The 1,681-nt window shown below is 74.9% G+C and carries 1 protein-coding gene, 1 pseudogene and 1 riboswitch; the gene and the pseudogene both read left to right on the plus strand.

The window, feature by feature from the left end; genetic code table 11:
* A pseudogene (locus AB0F18_RS39200) lies at positions 1–284 on the plus strand (anthranilate phosphoribosyltransferase); the annotation flags it as partial.
* Positions 285–476: 192 nt separating this feature from the next.
* Positions 477–593, plus strand: a riboswitch (SAM riboswitch).
* Positions 594–824: 231 nt separating this feature from the next.
* A partial coding sequence (locus AB0F18_RS39205) for an aminotransferase class V-fold PLP-dependent enzyme (RefSeq protein ID WP_362070320.1) occupies positions 825–1,681 on the plus strand: 857 nt, incomplete at its 3' end.

Genomic DNA, 1,681 nt, shown 5'->3' on the forward strand with positions numbered 1-1,681 from the left:
TCGACCCGCGGGACGTGGGCATCGCCACCGTCGACATCTCCGCCCTGCGCGGCGGCGACCCCTCGTACAACGCCGACGTGGCCCGCCGCCTGCTGGCGGGGGAGACCGGCCCGGTGCGCGACGCGGTGCTGCTGAACTCGGCGGCCGCCCTGGTGGCCCTGGACCCGGGTACGGGCACGCTGGAGGAGCAGCTGTCGGCCGGCATCGCCCGTGCGGCCGAGTCCATCGACTCGGGCGCCGCACGGGCCGCGCTGGAGCGCTGGGTGGCGGCCACCAACGCGTAGGACCTGGCCGGACGGTGTGCGGGGGTACGGCCGCCCCCCGCGATCGGTGGCCGGAGGCCGGCGCAGCCGGTCGAAGCCCGGGGGGCCGCCTGCGGCCGAGCGGCGCGAGAGCGGCGTGAAGAAGGAGACCCCGGTCCACGATGTGGACCGGGGTCTTGTGCTCGGGGCGTCCTGTGGCAGGATGCTCCCCAAGGTCACGAGTGACAGCGTTTAGGCCCCGGCTTGCTGTCCGGCAACCCTCCTTCCGTGGCGGGGTGCCCCGGGTGATGACCAGGCCGTAGGCAGCGAGGTCTACGGCAAGCGCGGATCCCTCGACACCAGGGGTCCTGGTCTTTCGAGGAGCGTTTTCCGTGAGCAAGCGAATGCGATAGGGCGACTCCGCCCCTACTTCACCCCTCGGAACAGGGTCCCTTCCGCGTACCCGCGCCGCGTCCGAGGCACTTCCCGTACCCCCGACGGCCGACCGCCGCCGCGCGCGCCGCCGTATCCGCGTACGGGCACACCGAAGCCATTCCGCCCTGCCTGCCGGGAGATACCGCCATGTCCGCATCCCTGAACGCCGCCGCCCCCGCCGCCTGCGCCCCGTCCGCTACCACTGCCGAGGGCCCTGCCTGTGCCGCGCCGCTGCCCGTGCTCGGCCGGGACGTCACCGTCCCGCTCGTCACCGGCGGCGAGGTCACCTACGCGGCCCTGGACTACGCGGCCAGCGCCCCCGCGCTCCAGCGGGTCTGGGACGACGTGGCCGCGTACGCCCCGTACTACGGCAGCGTCCACCGCGGGGCCGGCTACCTCTCGCAGCTCTCCACCGACCTCTTCGAGCAGAGCCGGGCCACCGTCGCCGAGTTCCTCGACTGCCGCCCCGCCGACCAGGTGGTCTTCACCCGGTCCACCACCGACTCCCTGAACCTGCTCGCCGCCGTGCTCCCGGCCGGCTGCCAGGTCTTCGTCTTCGAGACCGAGCACCACGCCTCGCTGCTGCCCTGGGGCGACGCGCGGGTCACGTACCTCAACGCCCCGCGCACCCCCGCCCAGGCCGTCGCCACCCTGGAGCGGGCGCTGGCCGACCGCGACCCCCACGGCCCGGCCCTGGTCTGCGTCACCGGCGCGTCCAACGTCACCGGCGAGCTGTGGCCGGTCAGGGAGCTCGCCGCCGCCGCGCACACCCACGGAGCGCGGATCGTGCTGGACGCCGCCCAGCTGGCGCCCCATCACCCCGTCTCCGTACGGGACCTGGACGTGGACTGGGTCGCCTTCTCCGGGCACAAGCTGTACGCGCCCTTCGGCTCGGGCGTGCTCGCCGGCCGCGCCGACTGGCTCCAGGAGGCCGAGCCGTACCTCGCCGGGGGCGGGGCCTCCCGCACGGTGGCCCGGCGGGAGGACGGCGGCGTCGACGTCGA

Origin of the sequence: Streptomyces sp. NPDC029216, assembly GCF_040648015.1 — a bacterium.
GTDB lineage: Bacteria > Actinomycetota > Actinomycetes > Streptomycetales > Streptomycetaceae > Streptomyces.